Source organism: Burkholderia sp. Ac-20345, from assembly GCF_017104825.1.
In the GTDB taxonomy this organism is placed as follows: Bacteria; Pseudomonadota; Gammaproteobacteria; order Burkholderiales; family Burkholderiaceae; genus Burkholderia; species Burkholderia lata_B.
This window is the reverse complement of the sequence record NZ_JAAGPO010000058.1, coordinates 18104-43772: the sequence shown is the minus strand read 5'-3', so window position 1 is coordinate 43772 and position 25669 is coordinate 18104. Positions and strand designations below refer to the sequence as shown.

The following is a 25669-nucleotide window of genomic DNA, read 5'->3' as shown; positions in this document are numbered from 1 at the left end:
GTTCAGCCGTTCAGCCGTTCAGCCGTTCAGCCGTTCAGCCACTCAGCCACTCAGCCACTCAGCCACTCAGCCACTCAGCCACTCAGCCGCGGCGGCCGTTACGCCGCCGGCCGCGCCGCCGCATGCGCGGCTTCCAGGCACGATTGAAACAGCAGCGCGGCCCGCGACGGCCGCGGCGAGCGCCGCAGCAGGCTCACGAACCGGCACCGGTAATTGAACCGGTGTGGCGCGATCGGCTGCATCAACCCCTTGTTTTCAAAACTTTCCGCGTAATGGTCGGGCAGGAAGCCGAGATAGCGGCCGGACAGGATCAGCGTCGCGATCGACTCCTGGTCCGACGCGGTCGCGCTGCGCGTGAGCTTCGCGCGATGGCTCAGCTCCATGTTCGGCGAATGGAAGCCGAGGCCCGCGAATGCATGGTTGCGGATCGTCGTCCACGTGAGCTTGCCGTGCGGCGCATCGTAGAGCGGATGCTGGCGGCCGCAGTAGAGCAGCATCCGTTCGTCGAACAGTTCCGAATACACGAGGCTGCCCGAATTGCGGTGCGCGGGAATGATCCCGACCTGATAGCTGCCGTCGATGATCCCGCGCTCGACCTCGTTGATCGACGCGACATGCAGGTTCAGCGCGACGTCGGGCGCTTCGTCGGCGAACTGGCGGATCGCGTCGCCGAGCCGCGCGTTCGCGTTGGTGGCAGTCTTGTCGAACACTGCGATGTGCAGTTCGCCGCCCATCCGGTCGTGAATGCCGTCGATCCTGCTGCGAAAGGCTTCCATCGACGCGAGCAGCCGCAGCGTCTCCTCGTACACCGTCTGGCCCTCGGGCGTCAGCGTGAAGCCCGCGCGGCCGCGCCGGCACAGCACGAGGCCGAGGCGCGTTTCGAGATCCTTCACGTGCCGGCTGATCGTCGAGATGCCGATATTCAGTTCCAGTTCGGCGGCCGCCATCCCGCCGCACTGCACGACGCCCTTGAAGACCCGCAGCAGGCGGAGATCCATGTCGCTGAGCTGTCCGAGCAGCGCGCGACTCTTCGGTTTCTTTGCTTGCATGGATGCGCAAGTGAACATTGATATTGCGATATTCAAAAGACTAATTGGCCTCCCGACAATGCGCAATATCAACATAAGGAGGAGGGGCGCCGCGCGCCGACCGACATGACCGACATCACCACCGCCCAGCAGAACGAAACCAACCTCCGCACCGACGCCGCGTGGCTCGACGCGCACTGGATGCCGTTCACGGCCAACCGCCAGTTCAAGGCCGATCCGCGCATGATCGTGTCGGGCAAGGGCGCGTATTACACGGACGGCGAAGGCCGCAAGATCTTCGACGGCCTGTCGGGCCTGTGGTGCACGGGCCTCGGTCACGGCCGCACGGAAATCGTCGAGGCCGTGAGCCGCCAGGTCGCGCAGCTCGACTACGCGCCGGCGTTCCAGTTCGGCCATCCGAAATCGTTCGAGCTCGCGAACAAGATCAAGGACCTGACGCCGGCCGGCCTCGACTACGTGTTCTTCACGGGTTCGGGCTCGGAAGCGGCCGATACCTCGCTGAAGCTGGCCCGCGCCTACTGGCGCGCGAAGGGCAAGGGCACGAAGACGCGCCTGATCGGCCGCGAGAAGGGCTATCACGGCGTGAACTTCGGCGGCATCTCGGTCGGCGGGATCGGGCCGAATCGCAAGCTGTTCGGCCAGGGCCTCGACGCCGACTTCCTGCCGCACACGCAACTCGCCGAGAACAAGTTCTCGCGCGGGATGCCCGAGCACGGTGCCGAACTGGCCGACCGCCTGCTCGAGCTGATCGCGCTGCACGACGCATCGAACATCGCGGCCGTGATCGTCGAGCCGTTCTCCGGTTCGGCGGGCGTGGTCGTGCCGCCGAAGGGCTACCTGAAGCGCCTGCGCGACATCTGTACCGCGCACGACATCCTGCTGATTTTCGACGAAGTCATCACGGGCTTCGGCCGTGCCGGCGCGATGACGGGCGCCGACGCGTTCGGCGTGGTGCCGGACATCATGAACTTCGCGAAGCAGGTGACGAACGGCGTGCAGCCACTCGGCGGCGTGATCGCGACGAAGGAGATCTACGACACGTTCATGGCCGCGGGCGGCCCCGAATACATGCTTGAGTTCCCGCACGGCTACACGTATTCGGCGCATCCGGTCGCGTGCGCGGCCGGTGTCGCGGCGCTCGACCTGCTGGTGAAGGAAGACGCGGTGGCCCGCGTGCGCGATCTCGCGCCGCATTTCGAGGCCGCGGTGCACGGGCTGAAGGGCCAGCGCCACATCACGGACATCCGCAACTATGGGCTGGCAGCCGGCCTGACGATCGCGGCACTGCCGGGCGAGCCGGCACGGCGCCCGTACGAGATCGCGATGCGCTGCTGGGCGAAGGGTTTCTACGTGCGCTACGGCGGCGACACGATCCAGCTGGCGCCCCCGTTCATCTCGGAGAAGCGCGAGATCGACAACCTGGTCAACGCGCTGTCCGACGCACTGAACGAAGTGGACTGAGCCGCGGCCTGCCCTGAGCGATAACCGAATTCAAGAAAGACCCTGAACGATGAAACACGACAGCAATGTGACCTCCACCGTCGGCCACCTGATCGACGGCAAGCGTGTCGACGGCGGCAGCCGCGTCCAGCCGGTGTTCGACCCGGCCACCGGCGAATCGCACAAGAGCGTCGCGCTCGCCGACAAGCTGACCGTCGAAGCCGCGATCGCGTCCGCGCAGGCTGCGTTCCCGGCCTGGCGCAACACGCCGCCGCTGAAGCGCGCCCGCGTGATGAGCCGCTTCAAGACGCTGCTCGAGGAGCACGCCGACGAGCTGTGCGCGCTGATCACGGCCGAGCACGGCAAGGTGCTCGCCGATGCGATGGGCGAACTGCAGCGCGGGATCGAGAACGTCGAATACGCCACCTACGTGCCCGAGCTGCTGAAGGGCGAGCACAGCAAGAACGTCGGCCCCGCGATCGATTCGTGGAGCGAGTTCCAGGCGCTCGGCGTCGCGGCCGGCATCACGCCGTTCAACTTCCCGGTGATGGTGCCGCTGTGGATGTGGCCGATGGCCGTCGCGTGCGGCAACACGTTCGTGCTGAAGCCGTCCGAGCGCACGCCGTCGTCTACTCTGCGCATGGCCGAGCTCGCGCTCGAAGCCGGCCTGCCGCCGGGCGTGCTGAACGTCGTGAATGGCGACAAGGAAGCGGTCGACACGCTGCTGACCGACCCGCGCGTGAAGGCGGTGAGCTTCGTCGGCTCGACGCCGATCGCCGAATACATCTACTCGACCGGCTGCGCGCACGGCAAGCGCGTGCAGGCGCTCGGCGGCGCGAAGAACTTCGCGGTCGTGATGCCGGACGCCGACATCGGCAACGCGGTGAACGCGCTGATGGGCGCCGCGTACGGCTCGTGCGGCGAGCGCTGCATGGCGATTCCGCTGGTCGTCGCGATCGGCGACGAGACGGGCGACCAGGTCGTCGCGGGCCTGAAGGCCGAGATCGAGAAGATGAAGGTCGGCCCGGGCAACGGCGCGGGCGTCGACATGGGGCCGCTCGTCACGCAGCAGCATTTCGAGAAGGTGACGGGCTTCGTCGAAGCAGGCGTGGAAGCGGGCGCGACGCTCGTCGTCGACGGCCGCAGCGTGAAGGTCGACGGCCACGACGGCGGCTATTACCTCGGCCCGTGCCTGTTCGACAACGTGAAGCCCGGCATGCCGATCTACCAGCACGAGATCTTCGGGCCGGTGCTCGGCGTGATCCGGCTGAAGTCGCTCGACGAGGCGATGGCGCTGATCGACGCGCACGAGTACGGCAACGGCACGTGCCTGTTCACGCGCGACGGCGAGGCCGCGCGCTACTTCGGCGACAACATCCAGATCGGCATGGTCGGCATCAACGTGCCGCTGCCGGTGCCGGTTGCGTACCACTCGTTCGGCGGCTGGAAGCGTTCGCTGTTCGGCGACCTGCACGCGTACGGCCCGGACGCCGTGCGCTTCTACACGAAGCGCAAGACGATCACGCAGCGCTGGCCGTCGGCCGGCGTGCGCGAAGGGACGGTGTTCAGCTTCCCGTCGAACCGCTGAAGCGCGCCACCCGGCTGCATGCGTCGTTCGTCCGCCCAACGGCGGGCGGCGTAATGCAGCCGGCGTGAATGCCGGAAGGCCCGCCCGGATCCACGATCCGCGCGGGCTTTTTCACGTCCGCGCGGCGTGCGCGGAAGACGCCGGAATGACGCTTACGGCGCGACCACGTGCCACATGTCCTTGAAGTTGTCGCCGTTGCGGTCGCCCTGTTTCATGTCCTTCGAGAAGAAGTACAGCGGCTTGCCCTTGTATGCCCATTGCGGGCTGCCGTCTTCGCGCTTGACGATCGTGTAGGGCCCGACCGGGGCGTCGGTCGCGCTGGCCTTGTAGGGCGGCCAGAAGGATTCGCACTGGCCCGTGCACGCGCTGGTGCCGGCGTTGGCCTTGTCCTTGTCGAACGTATAGACGGTCATCCCGTTCGCGGCGACGAGCGAACCGTTTTCGACTTTCGTGATCGAGCCTTGAGCCGACGCCGAAGCGGATGCAATGGCGAGCAGGGCGGAGCTGACGAGCAGCGCGGCTTTCATGGGGGGCCTCCTGTAATCCGGTGGGCGGCCGCGATCGTGCACGGGCGAGCGTGCGCCAGGATCGCGATGAATGGTGCCGGAACGCGGTGCCGTCGCCGCCGGTGCGAGCGACGCAGGGTCGAATGGCGGCAAACGGGGCGCTCCATTCACGATAGGCGGTTTTTAGCGGGGCTGCGAGAACATCGGGGGCGTATCGGCTGCGCGCAGGTGTCGCGCAACGGCATCGCGATCGCCGTCATGTCATGCTCCGACTCCGGTATTTGACATCCGTCCCCTTAGGCGTGAGGCGCGCACGCCAATGTGTCACCGCCTCGCGCGATTGGTCAGCGCGACGCCTGCGATCACGAGCGCACCGCCGACCAGCATCGACGGCGACAACGGCTCGCCGAGCAGCACGACCGACAGCAGCACGCCGAACACGGGCACCAGGTTGGTGAACACGGCCGCACGGGCCGGCCCGAGTTCGCGGATCCCCTGCGAATACCAGACGAACGCGACCACCGTGCCGATTGCACCGAGGTAGAGCATCGACGCGACGGCCTGCCACGTCAGCGGCGTGCCGCTGCCGGCGGGCGAGCCGAACAGGTGCGCGACGATCAGCAACGCGAGGCCCCACAGCGCCGCATACGTCGTGGCTGCCAGCGGCGACAATCCGTCGAGCGCGCGCCGGCCGATCACGGTATAGGCGGCCCAGCTCAGCACCGCGCAGAGCATGTACCGTTCGCCTGCGCCGAACGTGCTGCCGAGATCGGTCAGCACCCGCAGCAATTCGCCGCGGCTGATCACGACCAGCGCGCCGAACAGCGCGACGGCGATGCCGGCCCAGCGCGACAGCGACAGGCGTTCGCCGCGCACGACGATCGACAGCAGCACGGCGGTGGCCACCGGGTTCAGCGCGACGAACAGCGCGGTGCGCCCCGCCGGCATCCGCGCGAGTGCCGCGAAAAAGCACACGTTGTACAGGAAGATGCCGGTCGCGCCGAGCCCGAAGGTCGTCATGACCTGGCGACCGCTCAGCTTCGGCAGCCCGCCTTCGATCTTCCACGTCAGCACGACCAGCAGCAGCGCGGCGATCGCGAAGCGGCCGGTGGCCGCGGCGGTCGCGGACATCGACGCGGCCAGGATCCGGCCCGCGATGAACGTCCCGCCCCAGAACAGCGCGACGAGCGTGAGCTTCATATAGATGGCTGCGTTCGGCCGGGTGGCGACGAGGGCGGCGGGCGGGGCGGGAGCGTTCATGTGACGAGTTTCTCGGTGGGGGCCTGCGGCAACACCTGAGCGACCGCGCGCGGCCGACGATGCCGAATCGCGCAATGGCCGGCCGGCAGGCTGGATTCAGGGGAGTGGAGGCGGACGCTGCGTCGTCAGCGAAACACGGGCGCCGACACGAGCGCGGTCAGCACGACGGGCATCGCGAGTGCCGCGGCGATCGTCTGGAACGCGGTGATGCCGGCCATCAGCGGCGCGTCGCCGCCAAGCTGGCGCGCCATGATGTACGACGCGGACGACGTCGGCAGCGCCTGGAACAGCAGTGCGACCGTCAGTGCCGCATCGCCGAGCCCGAACAGGCGGCCGGCGGCGAGCGTGATGAGCGGCATCGCCATGAACTTGAACGCCGACGCGACGCACACCGGCTGCAACCATGCACGCGCCGCATCGAATCTCAGTGCCGCGCCCACGCACAGCAGGCCGAGCGGCATCGACGCGACGCCGAGCGCACGCACGGCCGGCGCGACGGCCGCCGGGAACGTGACGCCGCCGGCCTGCATCGCGATCCCGAGCGCGCACGCGACGACGAGCGGATTCGACAGGATCTGGCGCGCGAGCGCCGCCGCGCCGAGCCGCGTGTCGCCGTAGCGCGCGAATACGAGCACGCACATCAGGTTGACGGTCGGGACGATCGCCGCGACGCACACGGCCGCGAGTGCGATGCCTTTTGCGCCGAACAGCCCGGCCGCCAGCGCGGTGCCGACATAGTTGTTGAAGCGCACGGCGCCCTGGAACACCGACGTGAAGCCGGCGCCGTCGACCCGCACGAACCGGCGGACCAGCAGGAGAAGCGCCGCGGCGAGTGCGGTCGAACCGACCAGCGCTGCCGCGAGCGGTAAAACGGGCAGTGATTGCAGCCGTGCGTTCGCGAGACCGTCCGCGAACAGCGCGGGCAGCAGCACGTAGTAGCACAGCCGCTCGGCCTGCGGCCAGAACGCGTCGGCGATGAAGCCCGTGCGCCGCAGGCCGTGGCCGAACGCGACCAGCAGCGCGACCGGCGCCAGCGCGAGCAGGATCGGGCCGATCATCAACGCGCCTTCACTGGGGCCGTGCCGGCGATGCGGGCCGCACGGAGCGGCTGGCACGCAAAGCGGCGGAACGAGGCGGGAATCCATCCGGCGGGCAACATGGCGACACGCAATCGAAAGAATGACGATGCCGCCAAGTTAACACGCGAAAGCAACAGGAATAATTGTTAATTATCGGGTGTTCAATGAGAAATTCTCATCGATGAAGCGGTGACTTCAGCCGCCAGCGCACGCGCGAAACGTTCGGCCGGACGCGACTGGTGTTCGAGCAGGACGACCGCGCGCCCCATCTGCGGCTCGCCGAACGGCAAGCGCGTGACGGGCGGCAGGCGCGCGAGCGTCGAATCGGGGAGCGCGACGATGGCCGCGCCGAGCCCTCTCGCGACCATGCGCGCGATCGTTTCCGCGCTGTCCAGCACCATCTCCTCGCGCACGCGCACGCCGATGCGGCGCAGCTCGGCGGCGATCATGCGGCCGGCCCATGCCTGCGCATCGAAGCGGATGAACGGCAGTGCGTCGAGCAGCGTGACCGCGTCCCGTTCCGCATGGTCCGGCGGCGCGAGCAGCCAGAAGCGATCCTCGTACAGCGTGGTCCATGTCAGTTCCGCCGGATGCGGGCGCACCGGGCGCGTCGTGATCGCCGCATCGAGTTCGCCGGCCGCGACGCGGTTCGCCAGTTCGGCCGACATGCCGGCCGACACGTGCACGCGCAGCCCCGGGTGCGTCGCGCGCAGCGCGAGCAGCGCGTCGGGCAGCGGGCCGGACAGCGCGGTCTGGATCGCGCCGATCCGCAGGCGCCCGACCAGCTTCTTCTCATCGCTGAGCGCATCGGGAATCCGGTCGACCATCGCGAGCACCTGCTCGGCCTGCGCCAGCAGGATGTTGCCGGCCTCAGTGAGCACCGGCTGCCGGCGCGAGCGATCGAACAACTGCACGTTGTATTCGCTTTCCAGCGTCTTGATCTGCAGGCTCACCGCCGATTGCGTGAGACCGATGGCTTCGCCGGCGCGCGCGAACGTCCGGTATCGGGCGATGGCGACCAGCGTTCTGAAGGCGCGTAATGACATGGGTGAGGTGACGTGAGAGGAGGGAGCGACCGCAGGCATGCCGGCATGCGGATGGTCCGCGCCCATCATGCCCGTGCGGGTCGGAACGGGCAATCAGGAACCGGCACGGCAACGGCGGTCGACGCGCGAACGCCGCCGCGTCACACCCACAGCCGATACATCCAGAACGATTCGTCCTCGATGAAGCGTTGCGTGAATTCGCTCGGCGAGAAACCGGTGATGCGCTTGACCTCGCGGCTCAGGTGCGCCTGGTCGGCGAACCCTTCGTCCAGCGCCAGCGTGGCCCAGTTGAACGCGGCGCCGGCTTCGAACCGGTCGCGCGCCGCGAAGAACGCGCTTTCCGTCCTGACGAGCGCCTGCCATTCGCGCAGCGATCGGCCGCTGTAGGTCTTGATGCGCCGTTCGACCTGGCGCGGGCTGTGCGTATGGCGCCATTCGCGCGCCTGCAGTGCGAGGCGCTCGACCCAGCTGCGCCCGGCGTTGCGGAGCGACGACAGCGGTGTCGCGGGCCGAAGCGCCTGCCAGCGCGGCGCGAGATGACGTTCGATGGCCGCCAGCACGTCGGCATCGCGGTCCGCGCCGAGCAGGCCATCGAGCAGCGGGTGCCAGTCGTGGCCGAGGCACGCGTGCGCGTCGAGCACGCGGTCGTGGATGTCCGGTAGCGCGATGCCGAACAGCGCCCGCGCCGCATCGGCCGTGAAGCAGATCATGCCGATCCTTCCGCCCGTCGGCGCCCAGGCCACGGTGGGGGCCGAATGGCTGCCCGACAGCGTTGCCGCGGCACCGAAGGGGCGCCATCGGGGCCCGTCGGCCGTGGGTTCGACGAAGCCCACGTCGAGATCCCGATACCACGACACGCACACCAGCGGCGTGGCCGGAAAATGCGAGAGCCGCTGCGCGTCGCTCAACGCGAACCCGCGCGTGTCGTGCAACACGATCGCGACCACCGCACCCTGCAGGGCAGCCGGTGCGGGGTACAGCCGCCCGTGCGGCGACCGCCCGTCGCTCAGCGCGCGGGGGGCGCGTGCCAGCGGATCGGGGCACGACGGCGAGATCGATGACGGGTCGGAGAACATGACGCCGGAGTATAGGGACGGGCCAGACGCGTGTCGATGTCGTTTGCGTTCAAGACCGCCGGAATGCCGATGCGGACAATCCGGCCCATGAACACGCGAACCACTTCCCAATGTCCATTCCATGCGGGCGCTTCGGCTTCGGCGCCCGTACTTCACCCGCCCGGCGTATGGCCGCCGGGGCCGCGTGCCGGCCTGACGGGTTGGGGGCTGCTGCGCACGATGTCGCGCGACCTGCTCGGCACGCTGGCCGGCTGGCAGCGCGCATACGGTGATGTCGTGCACTTGCGCGTGTGGCCCGAGCATGCGGTGGTCGTGACCGATCCCGCGCTCGTGCGCGAACTCCTGGTTACGCATCACGATGCGCTCGGGCGCTGGGAGCGGGCCGTCCGGGTGTTTGCGGAGGTTCACGGCCATAGCGTGCTGATCGCCGAAGGCGACGCGTGGCGCGACAAGCGGCACGCGTTGCAGCCGAATTTCATGCCGAAGCCGGTTCAGGCGTTCGTGCCGTCGATCGCGGCGACGGCCGGACATGCGCTCGCGCAGTGGCCCGCGCACGATCCGGACTGGCCGATCGAAAGTGCACTGACGTCGCTGGCGATGGACGTGATCATGCGCACGATGTTCTCCGATGCGATCGGCGACGATGCGCGTGCGGCCGAGGAAGCCGTGCGCGCGGTGAGCGCGGCGGCCAACGCCGATTTCTACTGGCCGGCAAGCACGCCGGACTGGATGCCGTGGAAGCGCGGCAAGGCGCGCGCGATGGCCGTGCTGAACGAGTTGATCGACCGGCAACTGCATGCGCGTCTCGACCTGCCGACGCACGCGTGGCCCGACGATCTGCTGTCGCGCCTGTTGCGGCTGCATCGGGACGACGCACGGCGATGGCCGCTGCAGGCCGTGCACGACGAATGCATGACGGCGTTCCTCGCGGGCCATGAGACGACGGCCGGGGCACTGACCTGGTGGGCCTGGTGCATGGCGGCGAATCCGGCGGCGCAGGCCGCCGCACGCGACGAGGTGGCGCGCGTGCTGGGCGGTCGCGCGCCGTCCGCCGAGACGCGATCGTCGTTGCGCTACCTGACGCACACGCTCGAGGAAACGCTGCGCCTGTATCCGTCCGCGCCGATCCTGATCAGCCGCCGGGCGTCCCGGCCGATCGCGCTGGGGCCGTGGCAGTTTCCCGCGCGGACGCTGTTCATGCTGCCGCTGCAACTCATGCAGCGCGATGCGCGATGGTTTGCGGAGCCCGACGTGTTTCGTCCCGAGCGTTTTGCGGACGACGCGCCGGCCGCGCCGCGCGGAAGCTACATGCCGTTCGGCACTGGCCCGCGCGTGTGTCTCGGGCAGCATCTGGCGATGACGGAAATGACGGTCGTCGCCGCGATGATCCTGCAGCGCTACGTATTGTCTGCGCCGCCCGGCATGAAGCCGCCGCGGCCGGTGCTGAACGTGACGCTGCGGCCGGAGCAGCCGCTGCATCTCGCGATCGCGCCCGCCGCGGCCGGCGGTACCGAGTGATGCGTGCGGCGCGGCCGGGCAAGCGGGGTGCCGGTTCGACGGGGGCATCGTACGCGACGACATGCTCGCCGGATTCGCGTGTCGTGAACGATTGCCGTTCGCGCGATGCGACGTCAGCGAATCGTCGGAATGTGAATGCGTGCCGGCTGCCGCTTTCGGCGCGCACTGGCGCGGCATCGCGCAGCACCTATGCTTGAAGGGCCCAGGCCGGGCGGAGCCCAAGGAGGATGGTCATGCGCATGCTTCTCAACATACGAATCCCACACGAGCCGTTCAACACGCTGGTGCGCGACGGCAGCGTCGGCGACGTGATCGGGCGAATACTCGAAGCGGTCAAGCCGGAGGCCGTGTATTTCACGGAGCAGAACGGCGGGCGCGGGGCGGTCGTGATCGTCGACGTGAGTGAACCGTCGCAGATCCCGGCGCTCGCGGAGCCGTGGTTTCTGATGCTGAATGCAGACTGCGAGTTCCGCGTGGTGATGTTGCCGGACGATCTCCGGAACGCCGGGCTCGCGCAACTCGGCGCGAAGTGGAAGTAGCGGGAAGCTGCGTGTGGCCATGCCCCTGTTCGAGAACCGGGCGGGAGGCATGGCGCGGCGTTCGCGTGCCGGCTATTGCGCGGATTGCGATGGTTCGGGGTTCGCCGCTTGCCTGTCTTTCGGCCGCAATAGCAACAGCAGGCCGCTCAGTGCGGCCGCTGCGATGAACACGAAAAAGAACCGTTCATTCCATTGGCGCAGGCCGTCGGACGCCGTGCCTCCGTGATTCCCGGCCGTGGCGCCGACTTCCAGCAGGAACGTGAAGACCGCCGGCACCGGCGCGGACCCCAGATAGGCCAGGAACGCGAACTGCAGCCGGCCGCGGGTCAGGATCGACCAGATGTCTTTCCCCATCAGGCACGCGACCAGCACCACGGGCGGCGCGATCACGAGCGATGCGGCGCTGATCGCGCACAGAAACAGCCAGCCAAGTCCCACGATCGGAATGAGCGACATGAATCGGGATTCCTGTTTTCGGGCAATCTTGTTGTCGGCGGCGCATCCGTATCGGCGTAACCGGATGACCAACGCATGCTGCGCTTCCCGGAGTGTGCCCGATTCCGCGCCGGTTGCCATCCGTCCGGATCGAGGCGGTCATCCGGCCGCGTCTTCCCCCAGCGCCTGGATGAAGCGCGAGAACAGCTCGGGCTGCGACGAAATCCCGAGCTTCGCGTACAGGTGGCGCCGGTGCACCTTCACCGTTTCGGGTGATATCGCCAGCCGCTCGGCAATCGCCTTCGACGAATTGCCGCGCAGCACCATTCTCGCGATCGACATCTCGCGATCGGTCAGCACGCCCGCGCCGAAGCGGGCGAGCGCCTGCTCGACGCGCGCGCCGAGATCGGTATCGGGCGTCGCGCGCGCCGCGTCGCCCACCAGCCGCCAGTGCTGCCGGATCGCCGCGAGCACCCACGGCATCGCGGCCGTCAGCTTGCCGAGCGGTTCGACGTCGAAACGTGTGGCCGCGCCGAGCGACAGCGACAGCAGCATGTCGGCGTTCGGCCGCACGAGGATCTGGATCTCGTCGTCGCCGACTGCATCGCGGAAGTAGCTCAGGAAATATTCGCTCTGCCGGAACAGGTCGGGCGCGACTTCCTCGAGCCGGTAGCAGCCGTCGGCGAGCCCGTCGTGTGCGGCCTGCAGGAACGGGTCGAGCAGATACACGCCGTTCAGGTAGAGCGGCACGGGCGAGGCGGCATCGGTGCCGCCCTTGTCGTATTCGTCGAGCACGAGCGGCACGCCGTCGGGGCCGATCGCGGTCGCGAGCGCGTTGTCGAACGGCACCATTTCATTGAGCAGCAGCACCAGGAACCGCCAGAAGCGCGGCTGGCCGAGATGATCGATTGCGCGGCCGAGCGCCTGGTGCATCGCGATTTCGGAAAAGAGACGATCCATACCACCACCGGAAGGGCGTAACACGAAGGGGGAATAGCGGTCCTGAAATTGGCTTCCTAGACTGCCACGCAATCAATCGGGCCCGAGTATGGGCGTTCAAAAAAGAGTGGCAAAGGGTTGGCCCAAGCACAGGAGAACGAAATGGCGATGATGTCGGAATCGACGGGCACGCTGCAAGCGGCGCCTGCAACGGAAGACGCGCCGCGCGCGCTGTCGCAGACGCTCAGCGTGCGCGATGCGGTGATGATCACCGTATCGGGCGTGACGCCCGCGAGCTCGATCTTCGTGATCGCGCCGTTCGCGATCCAGCAGGCCGGCAGCGGTGCCGTGCTGTCGTTCCTGCTCGGCGGCGTGCTCGCGCTGGCGTTCGCGCTCTGCTACGCGGAGCTCAGCGCCGCGCACCGCAGCGCGGGCGGCGAGTACGTGATGGCCAAGCGCGTGTTCGGTACGCTGCCCGGCTACCTGACCTTCATCACTGTGCTGTCCGTCAGCGTGTTCATCCCGGCCGTGCTCGCGAGCGGCGCCGCGCCGTACCTGAACAACGCGCTCGGCACGCACTTCAGCAACCAGTCGGTCGCGCTGACGATCGTGCTGCTCAGCTACCTGCTCGGCATGCTGAACATCAAGACGAACGCGTGGATCACGGGCGCGTTTCTCGTCGTCGAGATCGGCGTGCTGATGCTGATCGCGGGCCTCGGCTTCGGTTCGCCGCATCGCGGCGCCGACGCGTTGATCGCGCCGGTCGTCGCGAGCGGCAATGCGCTCGTGCCGGCGACGCTAGCCGCCATCGTCCCGGCGATCGGCACGGCGATCTTCTGCTACAACGGCTTCGGCTCGGCTGCGTATCTCGCGGAAGACCTGCGCGGCGGCAACCGCAACGTCGCGAAGGCGGTGATCTACTCGCTACTCGTGATCCTCGTCGTCGAACTGATTCCGCTCACCGCGATCGTGCTTGGCGCACCGTCGCTGACGGAGCTGACGAAGAGTGCCGACCCGATCGGCTACGTCGTGCGTTCGCTGAGCAACCCGGCCGTGTCGCGCGTGGTCAGCGGCGGGATCTTCCTGTCCGTGTTCAACGCGATCATCGCGATCGTGATCACGATGGGCCGCCTGCTGTACAGCAGCGGCCGGCATGCGCTCTGGTCGCGCACGTGCAACCGGGCATTCTCGACGATTCATCCGCGCCTCGAATCGCCGTGGCTCGCCACCATCGCGCTCGCAGTGCCGTCGGCGGGGCTCGTGTTCGTGTCGAGCCTCGACGAGCTGACCGCGTTCACGGTCGACCTGCTGCTGCTGATCTACCTGGTCGTCGGGCTGGCTGCGCTCGCGAGCCGCTTCGTGCGCCGTGACGTCGAGCATCATTACCGTATGCCGTTGTGGCCGGTGACGCCGCTCGTCGCGGTGGCGGGTGCCGCCTACACGCTTTACACGACGCTCGCGACGGCCACGAAACCGACCGACCTGATCATCATCGCGGGGCTGCTGGTCGCCGCGCTCGTGATGTATATGGTCTGGGCACGCCACAGCGAAGCATTCCGCGCGCTCTGAGCGCCGGATCGTTACCCTGCAACACCGAAACATCGAACCATTGAAAGACTGGAGGAATTGCATCATGCGCACGAGGGATCTCGGCATCCGCATCGGACTGGGCACACCGGGCCGCTTCAACGCGATCACGGACGTTCCGGGTGTGCGGGTCGGACATTGCACGCTGAACGTCGAGAACGGCGACGCATCGATCCGCACCGGCGTCACCGTCATCGAGCCGCGCGCGGGCGCCGCGCACGATTCGCCATGTTTCGCGGGCGTGCACGTGCTGAACGGTAACGGCGACGCGACGGGGCTCGAATGGATCCGCGAGGCCGGCCTGCTGACCACGCCGATCGCCTATACGAACACGCACAGCGTTGGCGCGGTGCGCGATGCGCTCGTCGCGAACGAGCGCGAAGCGGCGGCCGGCCGCGTGTACTGGTGCATGCCGGTCGTGATGGAAACCTACGACGGGCTGCTGAACGACATCTGGGGGCAGCACGTGAGCGCCGCACACGTGCAGCGCGCGCTGGCCGCCGCGCAGTCGGGGCCGGTTGCCGAAGGCGGCGTGGGCGGCGGCACGGGGATGATCTGCCACGAGTTCAAGGGCGGCATCGGCACCGCGTCGCGCGTGCTCGCGGCCGATGCGGGCGGCTGGACCGTCGGCGCGCTCGTGCAGGCGAACTACGGCGTGCGCGAGATGCTGCGCGTGGCCGGCTACCCGGTCGGCGAAGTGCTCCGGCACGTGCCTTCGCCGTTCCGCGCGCCGGACGCGCAAGGCGAGGCCGGGATGGGCTCGATCGTCGTGACGATCGCGACCGACGCGCCGCTGCTGCCGCATCAATGTACGCGCCTCGCGCAGCGTGCGAGCGTCGGGCTCGCGCGCGTGGGCGGCGGCACCGAGGATTCGAGCGGCGACATCTTCCTGGCGTTCGCAACGGGCAACGACGGCCTGCCGGCGGCGAACTACGGCAGCAAGGGTGCACCGACCACCGGCGTGAAGATGGTCAACAACGACCATATTTCCGCGCTGTTCGTCGCGGCGGCGGAAGCGGTGGAGGAAGCGATCGTGAATGCGCTCGTCGCGGGCGGCGACGTCGAGTCGCGCGGTGCGCGGGTCGAGGGGCTGGGGCAGGCGCGCTTGCTGGATGCGTTGCGCGAGGTGGGCTGGCGGCCGGGGCGCGGCGCCTGAAACGGCATGCGCCGCTTCAATCGAAGCGGCGTGGGGTGGAGCGGTGGTGCGGCGATCGGCCGGGCCGCCGCTCGCCCGCGCATGCAAAGCGGGCGGTGCGAGCCTGGCCGTGGCGACGCGGCGCCATGCTCAGCTGCCGAAGTAGATGTTGCAGAAGCTGACGGGGCCGACACACGCGTTCGGGTCTTCCTGCTTCGATTGCGAACGATCGACGCGGCCTGCGGTTGCGACGGCTTCAGCGCGGTTCGCCTGTTGCTGTGCGACGTCTGCCGGTGCCGGCTGTGCGTGAGCAACAGCAGCGGTGAGCGACAGGGCAACGAGGGCGAGGTGCAGCGGCTTCATTTTGGTTTCTCCTGGGTGAGTGCCAGTCTCGCTGGCAGTGAGGAAACTATAGGCTCGCACTGCTTAAAGATTAATCACCGCGGCTGTAGAGCTTATTTCCATCCGGAACAAGGATCCCGTTGTGCGCGCACCGATCGTCAATGACGGTGCCGGTTGAACGGCGCGTCCTTGTCCAGCAGCGCGCTGCGCATGAAGTGCAGGCAGCCGACGATGCGCTGCATCCGGTGGCGCTCGTTGGGCACCGCATACCACGCCTGCAGCGTGTGCTGCGCCGCGCGGATCGCGAGATTCACCGATTTCAGCGTGCGCGCGTGATGGCCGGGCGTCGGATCGTCGAAGAAGCGCGGCAGTTCGTGCAGCACCGCGTCGATCGAGCCGGTCCAGCGCAGCGTTTGCGGCGGTTTCGATACGCAGAACGCGTTCAGTTCGTCGCGCAGGTCGATCACCGCGTGGCCGACCTCGAGCGTCGACAGCATCCAGCGCATTGCGTCGCGATGCTGCCGCGTGCGCCGCACGAGCAGCGTGCGCAGTTGCGCCATCAGGTCGTGAGTGCTCGACTGGAAGCGCTGCGCGAGGCCGTCCGGTGCGCCTTCGCACGCCAGCGTGACTTGGCGGCGCAGGTCGTGCGCGATGCGGCCCGTGAGCCACGGCATGTGCGTGGGGAACACGACAGCGAACACGAGCGAGCACGCGAGCATCGCGATGACGATCGCCAGCCCGTTGTTGATCAGCACCTCGGGCGTATACGCGATCACGTTGTCGGGCCCCGCGAGCAGGCAGAAAAACACCGCGAAGCCGATCCCGTAGCCGGACAATCCCGGCCGCATCGCGAGAAACGCGCCGAGGCCGAGCACCGGCGCGAGCGTGGCGCACAGCAGCGGGAAGCCGTCGATGTTCGGATACACGTAGCACAGGAACAGATAGCCGACGGCGGTCGCGAACGCCGCGCCGACGCTCATCTGCGCGACGAACTTCGGTGCGCGCGGCGACGTCGAGCTGAGCGCGCACGCAATCGCGGTGGCGATCACGGCGAGCGGGCCACTCGGCCATTCGGACGCAAGCCAGAACGCGCTCATCGCGCCGACGGCGACGATCGTGCGCAGGAACGCGAACCCGACGAAGAACGAATTGGTCTTCACCGCGTAATGCGTGACCGAGCGCTCGAATGCGTGATCGTCCTGGTCGAGCGACGCATAGGTGTCGGCGTAGCCGAGATATTCGCCGATGAATCGGTATAGCAGCTCGATCGCGGTATCGAAGTCGAGCAGGCCGCCGGCCGCATGCGCTTCGATGTCTCGACGCGACGCACGTGCGGCTTTCGGCAGCGCGCTGTGGAAGCGGCGCAGTTCGAGCAGTGCGCCGGTGGCCGGCGAGACGCCACGCTGCCGCTCGTCGCGCAGCGCGGCGAAGCGTTGCGCGAGCGCGTCGACGTGGGGCGCCAGCGCATCGAGCACCGCGTCCGAGCCATTGGCGCGCAGCCGCTTGACGAGCTGGTGCAGCGCATGCAGCCGCGTGCACGCGTTCATGAACTCGCTGTTCAGCCGCGCGAGGCGGCGGCTGCGCGCGCGAATGTGCGGATCCTCGAACGACGCGAAGGCGCGATTGGCCTCGAAGCCGACGATGTCGTCGACGAAATCGGCGAAGCGCCGTTCGAAATCGCCGCGCGCGACGTCGCCCGCGAGCGCGCCGGCCGTGAACGCCGCGAACGTCGCATGGCGGGTGCCCAGCGAGCGCATCAGCGCCTTCGCGGAGCTGAGCGGCAGGATCAGCGCGCTGACCGCACCCGAGCACGCGATGCCGAGCGCGACTTCCGCGGCGCGCGTGAGCGCGGACTGGAACAGCGTCTGCGGGGTCATCACGGCCGGCAGGCCGATCAGCGCGGCCGTGTAGCCGGCGAGCACGAAGCCGTACCAGCGGAAGTGGCGGTTGCGCACCGCGAGCGCGATGCAGGTGCCGATCCACAGCGTGATGCCGGCCATGTACAGCTCGGGCTGCTGCGCGAACAGCCCGCCGAGCGCGAGCGCGGCGACGAGGCCGGCCGCCGTGCCGAGCACGCGGTAGAAACTCTTCGCGAACACCATCCCCGACAGCGGCTGCATCAGCACGAACACGGTCGTCATCGCGGTGCGCGGCTGCGACATTTCCAGGCGCATCGCGATGCCCATCGCGAGGAGCGCCGCGAACACGGTTTTCGCGAGGTGCAGCCAGATCAGCCCGTCGCTCGCGGCCCAGTCGCGCGCCGCGTCGCCGAGTGGATCGAGCCATGTCCTCCATCGTGCCGGTTCGATGGAAAGTTGCTCGATCGCAGGTTGTGGCTTCATGAAAAGAGGGGGCCGGTACGGGGCCGGGCGAGATGCGCGGCGCGTCCGAACGGGTCCGTTCGACTGTTGAGGCGCCGATTGTAGGAGTGCGGCGCCCGCGCATTAACGCAGCTGCGGGGAAACGATAGTTGCAGCCGGAGTAACAATCTGTCGCATCCAGTGGAGGAAAATAGCGGCTCCGCTACAGGTTGCTCACAGGAATGGATACCCTACAAAACATGCGGGTGTTTTCGCGCGTCGTCGAGACGGGCAGTTTCACCGCCGCCGCGCAATCGCTGAATTCGACGACGGGCGCCATGTCGCGCGCGGTGTCGGAGCTCGAGGCGCGCCTGCGCACCCGTCTGATGAATCGTTCGACGCGCCGTCTCGCGCTCACGTCGGCCGGCGAAAGCTATCTGCGGCGCTGCCGCCAGATCCTCGCCGACGTCGACCGCGCGGAAGAAGAGGCGAGCTGCGCGCACGAACGCCCGGCCGGCGTGCTGCGCATGCACAGCTTCGCGAGCGTCGGTCATCACTATGTGTTGCCAGCACTGACGCGCTATCACGCGCAATACCCGGACGTGTCGATCGAGCTGTCGCTGTCGCAGCGCATGCCCGACCTGTTCGACGGCACGAGCGACATGGCCGTCGTGACCGCGTCGTCGCTGCCCGATTCGGAACTCGTGTCGCACCTGCTCGGCTCGACCTTCAGCATCCTGTGCGCGTCGCCCGACTACGTGAAACGCCACGGTGCGCCGGCCCGTCCGCAGGATCTCGCCGCGCACGCGTGCCTGACGCTGTGCACGCCGGCGTTCCCGACGCACGAATGGGTGCTCGAAGGGCCCGAAGGCGTCGAGCAGATCCACGTCGCGGGGCCGGTGCAGACCAATACGGCCGAATCGCTCGCCCTCGCGATCCGCGACGGCATCGGGATCGGCATGCTGCCGCTGTACTCGGCGATCGAGGCGCTGCGCGACGGCACGCTCGTCCGCGTGCTGCCCGCGCATATCCTGCAGAAGATGAACGTGTACGCGCTGTATCCGTCGCGCCGCTTCGTCGATGCGAAGGTGCGGACCTGGGTCGAGATGCTGCGTGCCCAGGTGCCGGGGATGATCGCGCGCGACGTCGAGATGCTGAACGCGATCGATCGCGAACCGCAGGCGGCCTGAGCGGCCGACGCGCATCGGCGCATTGCCTCACGGCCGGCTTCTTCTCTTCAAGCAGGCCAGGCGAACGCGATTCGCGCCGTGCCCGCGGTACATCGTTCACGCGGGCGCGGTGCTTCGTCAAGCCGTTACAGCGCGGGCTTGGCCGCCGCGCCCGATTCCGTCGTCGGTTCGCCGGCGTGGCCGTATGCGGCGTGCGCAGCCTTCTGTTCCGCGAGACGCTTTTCGTGGAGTCGTTCCTGCGCCGCCATGATGTCGTCCGGATAGTTGTTGACTTCGCCGCGCGCCGGGTTGTAGCCGACCGACTCGAGATCGATCAGCTCCTGCAGCACTTGCGCACGCGTGACGGGCGACTTTGCCGACTGGGCGAAAGACAGGGCCGGTGCGGCAAGCAGGACGGCAGCGGCGGCGGTAACGACGAGCGATTTCACGGGGTTCTCCTGGGTACGGGGTGGGCGGCCGGTTCGACGCGCGATGCGTGACCCTGACCTTTGCTGGCAGTCTACGCAGCACCCGCACGCGTAAAAACCCCGATTCCAGGCAGGCTGCCTTCCAGATGGAACAACATTGGTGCAAGCCGCCCGCGGCCAGCGAACCCGTGTGCGAACGCAGGTTCGTAGCCGACGGGCGGCGATGCATCGCGCCGGTCAGAAGCGCGTGCGCATACCGATCGTGCCGACGATCTGGTTCGCCGTGCTCGATGCGCCGCCCGAGCCGTTGATGAACGCCTGGTAGCCGCGGCCCGCTGCGTGCTGATACATCGCTTCCGCGTAGACGTCCGTGCGGCGCGACAGCTTGTAGACGGCCTGCAGGTCGACCTGGTGCCACTTCGGATCGGTGCCGTGCTTGCTGTCGGGGTTCGACACGCTGGCGTCCGTATACACGTAGGCCGCGCCGAGGCTGACGGCCGGCGTCACCGCATAGCGCACGTTCACGTCGTAGTTGTTGAACGCGACCTGGCCGGTCGAGCCGAACGAGCCCGTGTTGTCGTATTGCGAGCGCGTATAGACGAAGCCGACGGTGGCCGGGCCGAACCCGTAGCTGATGCCGCCGCCGTACGAACGCATGCGGTCCGAGCCGATCGACCAGCCGCCCTGGTTCAGGCTCTTTGCTTCGGCCGCGTCGGTCGCGCCGGGGCTCGCGCTCGTCGAGCCCTTCGTGCCGTTCATCTGCAGGTACGCGCCGGCCAGCTTCAGCGGGCCGTTCGTGTAGCTCGCCGCGACGCTGTACGCGCGGTTCGCGCCGAAGTTCGTCGCGTTCGAGAACGCGTACATCGCGCCGACCTTGAAGCCCGCATAGGTCTCGCTCGTGTACTTGACCGCGTTGTTGATGCGCAGCGAGTGATTCAGGTTGTCGTTGTCGAACGGATGCGCGAAGCTTGCGTCACCGAAGTCGCCGGCCGTGGCCGACAGCGGCGCGACGAAGTCGACCATCGTGTCGTACTGGCGGCCGAGCGTCAGCGTGCCATAGCCGTTCTGGCTCAGGCCGACGTATGCGTGGCGGCCGAACAGCTTGCCGTCCTGCCCGAGCCCGCCGTTGTTCACGTTGAAGCCGTTCTCGAGCACGAACAGCGCCTTCAGGCCGCCACCGAGATCCTCGGTGCCGCGAAACCCGACGCGGCTGCCGTTGACGGTGCCGCTGTTCAGGCGCCACAGCGACGCACCGTTGGCGTTGTTGGTATAGACGATGCCGGCGTCGATTAGCCCGTACAGCGTGACCGAGCTCTGTGCGTGAGCGAGCGGGGCGAACAGCGCGGCGGTACATGCGCCGGCGATGAGGGTTTTTTTCAAGTCAAGGCTCCTGCGTGTGGGACTGGGAACGAAAGTTCGGCACAAGTATAGGAACGCATCGCGCGCGCAAGGCCGCCGGGGGCCGCGAGCGCACCTTTCCGGATCCCGCAAGAGTCCTTCACAAAACTGACACGACGCGCCGCGTACGCCTGACGCCGGCGGTTTTTGCGTGGTCGCGCGCGGGTGGTATCCATTCGGCGCGGACCGGTTGTCGCGTCGTTGCAACATGGGTGGGGCGCTGCACGGCGGTTGATCGGTGCGACCGGCGCACGGAGAATGGGGCGTTCGCGCAGACACCCGCGACCGGCGTCACACGCATTCGAAGGTGGGCGCGTGCGCGCATCGACGCGTTTCATCCATACTCGTCAACTGAATCGCACGGCCGCCGGCGTAAAGCGTGCGGCTGTTTTCATGGATGCCACGGGGAGACTCCACATGAATCTGTTCAACGTACGCCTGCGCGGCCGCGACGGCCTGTTCACGATCGGCATCGATGGCGGCACGATCGCGCGGGTCGACGCACAGTCGGCGCCGGTCGCGTCCGCGGGCGCTGGCGATGTCGACGCGGGCGGCCGCCTGGCGATCCCGCCGCTCGTCGAGCCGCATATCCACCTCGACGCGGTTCTGACGGCCGGCGAGCCCGCGTGGAACATGAGCGGCACGCTGTTCGAAGGCATCGAGCGCTGGGCCGAACGCAAGGCGACGATCACGCACGAGGACACGAAGACGCGCGCGCATACGGCGATCGGCATGCTGCGCGATCACGGGATCCAGCACGTGCGCACGCACGTCGACGTCACGGATCCGACGCTTGCCGCGCTGAAGGCGATGCTGGAAGTGAAGGACGAAGCACGCGGGCTGATCGACCTGCAGATCGTCGCGTTTCCGCAGGAAGGCATCGAATCGTTCGACGGCGGCCGCGCGCTGATGGAGCAGGCGATCGAACTGGGCGCGGACGTCGTCGGCGGGATTCCGCATTTCGAGAACACGCGCGAGCAGGGCGTCAGCTCGATCCGCTTCCTGATGGATCTTGCGGAGCGCACCGGTTGCCTCGTCGACGTGCATTGCGACGAAACCGACGATCCGCATTCGCGCTTCCTCGAAGTGCTCGCGGAAGAGACGCGCGTGCGCGGGATGGGCGCGCGCGTGACCGCGAGCCACACGACCGCGATGGGCTCGTACGACAACGCATACTGCTCGAAGCTGTTCCGCTTGCTGAAGCGCGCGGGCCTGAACTTCATCTCGTGCCCGACCGAAAGCATCCACCTGCAGGGGCGCTTCGACACGTTTCCGAAGCGGCGCGGCGTTACGCGCGTCGCGGAACTCGATCGCGCGGGCATCAACGTGTGCTTCGGGCAGGATTCGATCAAGGACCCGTGGTATCCGCTCGGCAACGGCAACATCCTGCGCGTGCTCGATGCGGGCCTCCATATCTGCCACATGATGGGTTACCAGGACCTGCAGCGCTGCCTCGACTTCGTGACCGACCACAGCGCGACGACGATGCACCTCGGCGACGGCTACGGCATCGCGGTCGGGCGTCCGGCAAATCTCGTCGTGCTCGATGCGGACAGCGACTATGAAGCGGTGCGCCGGCAGGCCAAGGCCACGCTGTCGATCCGCCACGGGAAGGTGATCCTGCGGCGCGAACCTGAGCGCGTCATGTATCCGGATTGACGCGGACTCGACGCGGGCGGCGGGCCGTCACAGTCCGCCGATCTTCATGTATTCATGAAATGCATGAGTCGATTCGAAAAATACGTTTGTCTCATGATGAGCGCCGGCCTACGATTCGGACCTGATGACGGCGCGCGTGTTGCGCGCCGTCCTTTCGATTCCATTCGCCGACCCCATGCGCCTCGATCTCCCGTCCGCCCCCGCATCCTCTTCGCCGGCCGCCAGCCCGTTCGCGCGCGTGGCCGTCGTCACGATCCTGACCGGCGTCGGCGCGGGCCTCGGCGGCATGCTGCTCGCGCTGCTGCTGCACGCGATCCAGCATGTCGCGTACGGCTATAGCGTCGCGCACGTGATCGGCACCGAGAGCTTCCTCACCGGCGTGACCGGTGCCGATCCGCTGCGCCGGCTCGCGGTGCTGATCGTCTGCGGGATCGTCGCCGGCGGCGGCTGGTGGGCGCTGTACCGCTATGGCCGGCCGCTCGTCAGCATCCGCCGCGCGGTGCGCGCGGCCGATCCGCGGATGCCGTTCGTCAGCACGACGGTTCACGCGCTGCTGCAGATCGTCACCGTCGCGCTCGGCTCGCCGCTCGGCCGCGAAGTCGCGCCGCGCGAAATCGGTTCACTGCTTGCCGGGCGGCTGGCGCATGCGGCGGGGCTCACGCCCGACGATTGCCGGCTGATGGTCGCATGTGGCGCCGGCGCGGGCCTGGCGGCCGTCTATAACGTGCCGCTCGGCGGCGCGATCTTCGTGCTCGAAGTGCTGCTCGGCACGTTCGAACTGCGTGCGCTGGTCATCGCGGTCGCGACGTCGGCAATCGCCGCGGCCGTTGCGTGGATCGGCCTCGGCAACGAACACCAGTACACGGTGCCGCCGTTCGTGTTGAGCACGCCGCTGGTAGCGTGGTCGATCGTCTGCGGGCCGTTGTTCGGCTTCGCCGCATACGGCTTCGTGCGGCTCACGACGCGTGCGCGGGCGAACGCGCCGAAAGACTGGCGGCTGCCGGTGCTCGCGCTGGTCAATTTCGCGGTGATCGGCGTGCTCGCGATCCGGTTTCCGCAATTGCTCGGCAATGGCAAGGGGCCGGCGTCGCTGGGCTTCGACGGCACGCTGACGATCGGCCTCGCCGCGGCGCTGCTCGTGCTGAAGGTGCTGATCGAGGCCGGCAGCCTGCGAGCGGGTGCGGAAGGCGGCCTGCTGACGCCGGGCCTCGCGAACGGCGCGCTGCTCGGCGTCGTGCTCGGCGGGCTGTGGAGCCTCGTGTGGCCGGGCGCGTCGATCGGCGGGTGCGCGCTCGTCGGCGCGACCGCGTTTCTCGCCGCGTCGATGCAGATGCCGATCACGGCGGTGGTGCTGCTGGCCGAGTTCACGCGCGCGGATCACGATAGCCTCGTGCCGATGCTGCTTGCCGTGGCCGGCTCGCTTGTCGCGTACCGGTTTGCGCAGCGGCTGGCCGAGAGGCGGGTGAATGCGGTTGCGACCGTGAGCACACCTGCGACGGCCGTTCGTTAAAGCACGCGCATCCGGGCTTGTCACCGGCGGTGCCGATTGCACCGCCGGTCGCCGTTTTTCTCCCCCGTTTCCCTGTTCGCGCCAGCACGCAATCGCAACCGCGCCCTCCAAAGCGCGTCCGCCGGTTCTGTGCAAGAATCCGCGCGTTTCCGCGCCTCAACCAACAACGACACGCGCGGACGTCCCTATCAGGAAACGAGGAGCTCAAGTTGATTCAGCGTATTTCCCGCTTTTTCACGCAGGTGGTCCACCGCGTGTTGCCCGACCCGTTGATTTTCGCGATCCTGCTGACGATCGTCACGTTCGCGCTCGCGTTCGGCCTCACGCCGAATACGCCCGCGCAGCTCACGACGATGTGGGGTTCGGGTTTCTGGAACCTGCTCGCGTTCTCGATGCAAATGGTGATGATTCTCGTCACCGGGCACGCACTCGCGAGTTCGCCGCCCGTGAAGCGCATGCTTGTCGCGCTCGCGAGCACCGCGCGCACGCCGGGGCAGGGCGTGATGCTCGTCGCGTTCGTCGGCGCGCTCGCGTGCGCGATCAACTGGGGCTTCGGCCTCGTGCTCGGCGCGATGCTCGCGCGTGAAGTGGCGCGTCGAGTCGCCGGCAGCGATTACCGGCTGCTCGTCGCGTCCGCGTACATGGGCTTCCTGAGCTGGCACGGGGGATTGTCGGGTTCGGTTCCGCTCGTCGCGGCCACAAAGGGCAATCCGATGGAGAAGACCATCGGGCTGATTCCCGTGTCTGAGACGATCTTCACCGGCTACAACGCGTTCATCACGATCGGCCTGATCGTGATGCTGCCGTTCCTCGCGCGCATGATGATGCCGAAGCCCGGCGACGTCGTCAGCGTCGATCCGGCGCTGCTGGCCGAACCGCCGAGCGTCGAGCGCCAGCTCGGGCCCGACGCGACGTTCGCGGAGCGGATGGAGGAGAGCCGCGCGCTGTCGGTCCTCGTCGCGGCGCTGTGTGCGGCGTTCCTCGTGCTGAAGTTCGTGCAGAAGGGCTTCGCGCTCGACATCGACACCGTCAACCTTGCGTTCCTCGCGGCCGGCATCCTGCTGCACCGTACGCCGATGGCCTATGCACGTGCAGTGGCCGGTGCGGCGCGCGGCGCGTCGGGGATCATGATCCAGTTCCCGTTCTACGCGGGCATCCAGGCGCTGATGGATCACTCGGGGCTCGCGGGCGTGATCACGAAGTGGTTCGTCGATATCGCGAACGTGCACACGTTCCCGCTGCTCGCGTTCCTGAGCTCGGCCGTGATCAATTTCGCGGTGCCGTCCGGCGGCGGCCACTGGGTCGTGCAGGGCCCGTTCGTGATGCCGGCAGCGCAAGCGCTCGGTGCCGATCTCGGCAAGGCCGCGATGGCGATCGCGTACGGCGAGGCCTGGACCAACATGGCGCAGCCGTTCTGGGCGTTGCCTGCGCTGGCGATCGCCGGGCTCGGCGTACGCGACATCATGGGGTATTGCGTGACGACGCTGCTGTTCTCGGGCGTCGTGTTCGTCGCGGGGATGTATCTGTTCTGACGATGCAGCGCGCGATGCGGGCCGGGTTCGGCGCCCGCATCGTGCGTCGTGGCGGCGCGACGCACGGGGCAATGGCCAGGCGTTGACCGGTTCGCTGAACCGAAGCCGCCAGCAAGGGATGAAGACCGCGTCGG

Annotated in this window: 22 protein-coding genes; 10 read left to right on the top strand and 12 right to left on the bottom strand. The window is 68.0% G+C overall.

The window, feature by feature from the left end; all coding sequences use genetic code 11:
• Nucleotides 1-98 precede the first annotated feature (98 nt).
• Complete coding sequence (locus G3O06_RS21455; protein ID WP_085037685.1) at nt 99-1049, bottom strand: LysR family transcriptional regulator; 951 nt, start codon at nt 1047-1049, stop codon at nt 99-101.
• Nucleotides 1050-1154: 105 nt separating this feature from the next.
• On the opposite strand from G3O06_RS21455, the gene G3O06_RS21450 reads away from it, so the two are divergent.
• Entirely contained in the window at nt 1155-2510 is a 1356-nt protein-coding gene (locus G3O06_RS21450; protein ID WP_174913703.1) for an aspartate aminotransferase family protein, read from the top strand.
• A gap of 49 nt (nt 2511-2559) precedes the next feature.
• Nucleotides 2560-4077, top strand: a complete 1518-nt coding sequence (locus tag G3O06_RS21445; protein WP_011355299.1) for a CoA-acylating methylmalonate-semialdehyde dehydrogenase — start codon at nt 2560-2562, stop codon at nt 4075-4077.
• A 152-nt stretch (nt 4078-4229) separates the two neighbouring features.
• Here G3O06_RS21445 and G3O06_RS21440 read toward each other — a convergent pair whose 3' ends face one another.
• The 5 genes from G3O06_RS21440 to G3O06_RS21420 form a co-directional block, all read right to left on the bottom strand.
• Entirely contained in the window at nt 4230-4604 is a 375-nt protein-coding gene (locus G3O06_RS21440) for a hypothetical protein (RefSeq protein WP_174913713.1), read from the bottom strand.
• A gap of 303 nt (nt 4605-4907) precedes the next feature.
• Nucleotides 4908-5843, bottom strand: a complete 936-nt coding sequence (locus G3O06_RS21435; protein ID WP_205817437.1) for a DMT family transporter — start codon at nt 5841-5843, stop codon at nt 4908-4910.
• Between the two features lie 125 nt (nt 5844-5968).
• Nucleotides 5969-6901, bottom strand: coding sequence for an AEC family transporter (locus tag G3O06_RS21430; protein ID WP_205817436.1), 933 nt, complete (start codon nt 6899-6901; stop codon nt 5969-5971).
• A gap of 182 nt (nt 6902-7083) precedes the next feature.
• Nucleotides 7084-7968: a LysR family transcriptional regulator gene (locus G3O06_RS21425; RefSeq protein ID WP_241020175.1), complete on the bottom strand. Its 885-nt coding sequence runs from the start codon at nt 7966-7968 to the stop codon at nt 7084-7086.
• Nucleotides 7969-8108: 140 nt separating this feature from the next.
• Complete coding sequence (locus G3O06_RS21420) at nt 8109-9044, bottom strand: AraC family transcriptional regulator (RefSeq protein WP_174996498.1); 936 nt, start codon at nt 9042-9044, stop codon at nt 8109-8111.
• A gap of 87 nt (nt 9045-9131) precedes the next feature.
• Here G3O06_RS21420 and G3O06_RS21415 point away from each other — a divergent pair, with 87 nt between their 5' ends.
• Together G3O06_RS21415 and G3O06_RS21410 are read left to right on the top strand one after the other, a co-directional pair.
• Nucleotides 9132-10562, top strand: coding sequence for a cytochrome P450 (locus G3O06_RS21415; protein WP_205817435.1), 1431 nt, complete (start codon nt 9132-9134; stop codon nt 10560-10562).
• A 233-nt stretch (nt 10563-10795) separates the two neighbouring features.
• Nucleotides 10796-11101 carry a panthothenate synthetase gene (locus G3O06_RS21410; RefSeq protein WP_174913732.1) on the top strand — a complete coding sequence of 102 codons (306 nt, stop codon included), beginning with the start codon at nt 10796-10798 and terminating at the stop codon, nt 11099-11101.
• Nucleotides 11102-11173: 72 nt separating this feature from the next.
• Here the strand turns inward: G3O06_RS21410 and G3O06_RS21405 are convergent, their stop codons facing one another.
• Together G3O06_RS21405 and G3O06_RS21400 are read right to left on the bottom strand one after the other, a co-directional pair.
• Nucleotides 11174-11677: a hypothetical protein gene (locus tag G3O06_RS21405; RefSeq protein WP_241020174.1), complete on the bottom strand. Its 504-nt coding sequence runs from the start codon at nt 11675-11677 to the stop codon at nt 11174-11176.
• Nucleotides 11678-11695: 18 nt separating this feature from the next.
• Nucleotides 11696-12496: a helix-turn-helix transcriptional regulator gene (locus G3O06_RS21400; protein ID WP_174969911.1), complete on the bottom strand. Its 801-nt coding sequence runs from the start codon at nt 12494-12496 to the stop codon at nt 11696-11698.
• A 141-nt stretch (nt 12497-12637) separates the two neighbouring features.
• Here G3O06_RS21400 and G3O06_RS21395 point away from each other — a divergent pair, with 141 nt between their 5' ends.
• Both G3O06_RS21395 and G3O06_RS21390 read left to right on the top strand, forming a co-directional pair.
• Nucleotides 12638-14044 (top strand): APC family permease, encoded by a 1407-nt coding sequence (locus G3O06_RS21395; RefSeq protein WP_174969912.1) that lies wholly within the window; start codon nt 12638-12640, stop codon nt 14042-14044.
• A 64-nt stretch (nt 14045-14108) separates the two neighbouring features.
• The gene (locus tag G3O06_RS21390; RefSeq protein ID WP_205817434.1) at nt 14109-15218 is read left to right on the top strand and encodes a P1 family peptidase; all 1110 of its coding nucleotides are present in this window, start codon (nt 14109-14111) and stop codon (nt 15216-15218) included.
• Between the two features lie 129 nt (nt 15219-15347).
• On the opposite strand, the gene G3O06_RS21385 is transcribed toward G3O06_RS21390, so the two are convergent.
• Complete coding sequence (locus G3O06_RS21385) at nt 15348-15560, bottom strand: hypothetical protein (RefSeq protein ID WP_041493313.1); 213 nt, start codon at nt 15558-15560, stop codon at nt 15348-15350.
• A gap of 137 nt (nt 15561-15697) precedes the next feature.
• The gene (locus tag G3O06_RS21380; RefSeq protein WP_205817433.1) at nt 15698-17881 is read right to left on the bottom strand and encodes an FUSC family protein; all 2184 of its coding nucleotides are present in this window, start codon (nt 17879-17881) and stop codon (nt 15698-15700) included.
• Nucleotides 17882-18081: 200 nt separating this feature from the next.
• Between G3O06_RS21380 and G3O06_RS21375 the strand changes: the two genes are divergently transcribed.
• Nucleotides 18082-19029 carry a LysR family transcriptional regulator gene (locus G3O06_RS21375; RefSeq protein WP_175001754.1) on the top strand — a complete coding sequence of 316 codons (948 nt, stop codon included), beginning with the start codon at nt 18082-18084 and terminating at the stop codon, nt 19027-19029.
• Between the two features lie 125 nt (nt 19030-19154).
• Here the strand turns inward: G3O06_RS21375 and G3O06_RS21370 are convergent, their stop codons facing one another.
• Together G3O06_RS21370 and G3O06_RS21365 are read right to left on the bottom strand one after the other, a co-directional pair.
• Nucleotides 19155-19457: a DUF4148 domain-containing protein gene (locus G3O06_RS21370; RefSeq protein ID WP_174913751.1), complete on the bottom strand. Its 303-nt coding sequence runs from the start codon at nt 19455-19457 to the stop codon at nt 19155-19157.
• Nucleotides 19458-19673: 216 nt separating this feature from the next.
• On the bottom strand, nt 19674-20816 hold the full coding sequence (locus G3O06_RS21365; RefSeq protein WP_174932058.1) for a porin: 1143 nt from the start codon (nt 20814-20816) through the stop codon (nt 19674-19676).
• 435 nt (nt 20817-21251) lie between these two features.
• Here G3O06_RS21365 and codA point away from each other — a divergent pair, with 435 nt between their 5' ends.
• The 3 genes from codA (at nt 21252) to G3O06_RS21350 (ending at nt 25535) form a co-directional block, all read left to right on the top strand.
• Nucleotides 21252-22493 (top strand): cytosine deaminase, encoded by a 1242-nt coding sequence (gene codA, locus G3O06_RS21360; protein WP_205817432.1) that lies wholly within the window; start codon nt 21252-21254, stop codon nt 22491-22493.
• A 175-nt stretch (nt 22494-22668) separates the two neighbouring features.
• On the top strand, nt 22669-24003 hold the full coding sequence (locus G3O06_RS21355; RefSeq protein WP_205817431.1) for a chloride channel protein: 1335 nt from the start codon (nt 22669-22671) through the stop codon (nt 24001-24003).
• A gap of 209 nt (nt 24004-24212) precedes the next feature.
• The gene (locus G3O06_RS21350) at nt 24213-25535 is read left to right on the top strand and encodes a TIGR00366 family protein (RefSeq protein WP_174969921.1); all 1323 of its coding nucleotides are present in this window, start codon (nt 24213-24215) and stop codon (nt 25533-25535) included.
• The last annotated feature ends 134 nt before the right edge of the window (nt 25536-25669 follow it).